This window comes from Moorena sp. SIO3B2 (assembly GCF_010692525.1).
Classification (GTDB): Bacteria; Cyanobacteriota; Cyanobacteriia; order Cyanobacteriales; family Coleofasciculaceae; genus Moorena; species Moorena producens.
On record NZ_JAAHHE010000517.1, the window covers coordinates 1 to 3,646 of the forward strand.

3 protein-coding genes are annotated in these 3,646 nt (G+C 46.2%); 2 read left to right on the forward strand and 1 reads right to left on the reverse strand.

Annotated features, from left to right (window positions below; all coding sequences use genetic code 11):
- Nucleotides 1–132: 132 nt before the first annotated feature.
- A complete protein-coding gene (locus F6K38_RS37220; protein ID WP_287255336.1) occupies nt 133–1,062 on the reverse strand; it encodes a pentapeptide repeat-containing protein in 930 nt (309 codons plus the stop codon).
- Between the two features lie 315 nt (nt 1,063–1,377).
- Between F6K38_RS37220 and F6K38_RS37225 the strand changes: the two genes are divergently transcribed.
- On the forward strand, nt 1,378–1,815 hold the full coding sequence (locus F6K38_RS37225; protein WP_287255338.1) for a hypothetical protein: 438 nt from the start codon (nt 1,378–1,380) through the stop codon (nt 1,813–1,815).
- Nucleotides 1,787–3,472, forward strand: coding sequence for a purple acid phosphatase family protein (locus F6K38_RS37230; RefSeq protein WP_229414506.1), 1,686 nt, complete (start codon nt 1,787–1,789; stop codon nt 3,470–3,472). The genes F6K38_RS37225 and F6K38_RS37230 overlap by 29 nt, the downstream gene beginning before the upstream one ends.
- The last annotated feature ends 174 nt before the right edge of the window (nt 3,473–3,646 follow it).

The window sequence follows — 3,646 nt, forward strand, 5'->3', positions numbered from 1 at the left end:
GTAGCGCAATCAGTACTTTTGAATAAAATAAGCTGACGGCACCTCAAGTAGCGTGAGCTAAAAGCTGACCGCTGATAGCTGACCGCTGACCGCTGACCGCTGACCGCTGATAGCTGATAGCTTAGGTTGCTGTTACCCACAAGGAACATTCAACGCGCCATTTTTCTTCAGCCATTGGCACTGTTGAGCACTTAAGCCCTTAGCATCAGTAAACACTGCACCTGCTACCTCGCAGTTATAAAAATCAACACCATTCCAAATAGTATTCTCTAAATTAGCGTACTGTAAATCAGCATTTTTAAGATTAATATTAGATAAGCGAGCGCCTTCTAAATTCGCAGAAAATAAAGACGCTTCAGTTAAATCAACATCCTTTAATAAGGCATTTTCCAAACTTGACTCCAGCAACTGAGCACCACGCAAAATCACCTCGGTCAAATCAGCAGCTCTGAGATTAGCAACAATCAGATTAGCAGAGGTTAAATCTGCTCTGACTAAACTAGCACGGCTTAAATTGGCTCGTTCCAAATCAGCACCAACCCACTTAGTATCCATTAAGTTAGCTGCCTCTAAGCTAGCTATATCAAGGCTTGCTCCACTGAAATTAGCCTCAGGGAAATTCACAGCTCCTAAATTCGCCATCTTGAGATTGGCATTGATAAAGGTTATCCCTTTCCCAGTTGCTTCTCTCAAATCAGCCTTTTGCAGCTGAGCTAAGGAAGCCTCAACCCCATCTAGTTTTGCCCCACACAGCTTAGCCTTTGTTGCACAAGCCCCTCGGAGATTCGCCCCCTCCAAACCAGCACGATTCAGTTGAGCTCCTGAAAGTCGGGCATAAACCAGAGTAGCTCCCGATAGGTTTGCCCAGCTGAGATTGGCTTGAGTAAAGTCTGTCTCTTGACAAGACGCTCCCGAGAGATTGGCATTACGTAGGTAAGCATGGGCAAACTGAGCCTGATCCAGATTCAACCCCTGTAAATCAATATGACTCAGCTCGGCTTTCTGTAACGACAGTCCTTGCTTAAGTTGTTTAAGAACTTGATTAGTAGTTAATAATGTCATAGATTTAGTTCTATAAAACCTGTAGTCAGTTAGTTTTGTATCTAATTTAACTTTAATCTGACCTCAAATGTAATTATTGCAAGAATATTTTACATAAATGTTTAGGATCCAAAATATACTTTCCACAAAAACAAATTGAGGGTTTGAGGCACTCGATCAGCTAAAGTATCAGGGAGTCGGGAGTCGGAACCCACCCCTAACCCCTCCCAGGAGGGGAACGGGAGTCGGGAGCGGTGCGACCCGTGGCGAATTTAATTACGGGTCAAGCGCACCGAGGGAGTCGGGAGTCGGGAGTCGGGAGTCGGGGTAAGAAAATTGAATCTACCTCATAAGTATGATCAACATAAGTATGATCAAAGCTATACCAACTTCATCGAAAACTACTTCTTAGTTCTCCCCACACTTCCCCCTCTCCCCACACTTCCCCCTCTCCCCACACTCTTCTCCCGATTCCCGATTCCCGATTCCCGATTCCCGATTCCCGTTCCCCTCCTGGGAGGGGTTAGGGGTGGGTTCCGATTCCCGATTCCCGATTCCCGATTCCCGTTCCCCTCCTGGGAGGGGTTAGGGGTGGGTTCCGATTCCCGATTCCCGATTCCCGATTCCCTGCCCGATAGCTTTCATGGTCAAGTTTTCTATCAGTCGCTTTATCCTCATGGCAGCTATAGTGATCGGTGTAATTGTTCTTGTCCCAACTATCAAGCAAATTACCCAGCAGCGAGCCATGACATCCGCTTACGAATTACTGACTGACCCATTCTTACAATTTCCTACAGAAGATTCCGTGCGGGTGGTTTGGTTTACCGACTTTCCTGGCTCCCGCCACACCGTTACCTACGGCACGACCTCTTACCGTAAGGCCACTGCTACTACTACTAAACTCAGCCGCACTCGGGAAGACCAAAAATCCCGAGTCGGCAACCAGACCGAAGACTCCCAAGTCTACCAGAAGCCAATCATGCGGGATATTTGGCGTCATGAAGCCATCGTAACTGGACTGACTCCTGGTCTTCGTGTTCCCTATCAAGTCACCAGTATCAAGGAGAATGGGCAAGTTGTCAGGAGCAAGCTCTATAGCCTCAGTGCTCTACCAAACCCTGAGACACCCCAGAAAATTCTTCTGACCTCTGACCATCAACTAATGCCGATGACAGCAGCTAATCTCCAGAAGGTGGTAGAAACCGTAGGCCAAATCGATGGGGTGTTCTATGTTGGTGATTTAGTTAATATTCCTGACCGGGCTTCGGAATGGTTTGATGATAACCGGGGTGGTGCCTTTTTCCCCTGTCTTCAGGGTCGAGCCAATTACCAATTGGAAAAGAATGGGGTTCAAACTACCTACCATGGCGGTGAAATTATTCAACATGCCCCGATCTTTCCTGTAGTTGGCAATCATGAAGTGATGGGGCGTTTTTCTATGGAAAAGGATTTGAATAGCCAATTCAATGACCCTTTTCCTCGGGCTGCAGCACAAGCCATCTATCAGCAAAAAGCTGAACAGTTAAATCCAGATAATGACCCTAATTATTACCAAGCTTGGCTAAAAAATAATACCTATAATACTGACACTTATAACGAGATTTTTTACCTACCTAATGGCAAACCTTATTATGCGGTAACCTTTGGTGATATTCGCTTAGTGGTGTTGTACATTACTAATATTTGGCGGACACCTAGCTTAAGTCCTAATGCCAAAGGTAGGTATCAAGAACGGCAACAAGATTTAGACAATCCCATCGCTTGGGGATACGGACAACATATCTTTGAAGCAGTTAGTAAAGGGAGTCCCCAGTACCAATGGCTCCAGGCAGAACTCAATAGCACTGAGTTCCAACAAGCTAAGTATAAAATTGTGATGCTTCACCATCCTCCCCATAGCCTAGGGGACAATATTGTCCCAGCTTATACTGACCCAGTGCAGATCATTGAGCGGGATCGGACGGGTAAGGTGACAGCAGTGCGTTATGAGTACCCCAAAGACCAGGATTATATCATTCGGGATGTGGTGCCATTGTTAGAAGCTGCTGGTGTGCAGTTGGTGTATTATGGGCATTCCCATCTATGGAATCGCTTTGTTGATGGTAATGGCATGCATTTTTTAGAATCCTCCAATGTGGGGAATAGTTATGGTGCTTATGTTGGTCAGAAGAAGCGCCCAGTACCAACTGGTTATAACGAAAACTATTCCGCTACTGGAGACCCAAATGGATTAGAGCCAGTGAGGCCAACCATAGCGCCATTGTTAGGAGACAATAACCAGCCCTTGCCTTATATCGCTAGTAATGACGTGACTGTGTTTAGTATCTTGGATACTGGCACCGGTATAGTAACTAGCTATCGCTTTGATACGCGATCGCCTAATTCAGAGGTGATTAAATTCGATCAGTTTCTGTTAAAGCCAAGGGATTAGGGTGGTCAGAGGGGGGAGTGTGGGAAGTGTGGGGCGGGGGCGCGGGAAGTGTGGGAAGTGTGGGAAGTGTGGGAAGTGTGGGAAGTGTGGTAATAGGGGGGGAATTTTGATTAAAGGTATAGCAGAAGTCAGAAGTCAGAAGTCAGAAGTCAGAAGTCAGAAGTCAGAAGTCAG

What these genes read in the sequence shown, in the direction of transcription:
- F6K38_RS37220 (WP_287255336.1), bottom strand. Translation starts at nt 1,062, where the DNA reads ATGACATTATTAACTACTAATCAAGTTCTTAAACAACTTAAGCAAGGA.
- F6K38_RS37230 (WP_229414506.1), top strand. Translation starts at nt 1,787, where the DNA reads ATGACATCCGCTTACGAATTACTGACTGACCCATTCTTACAATTTCCT.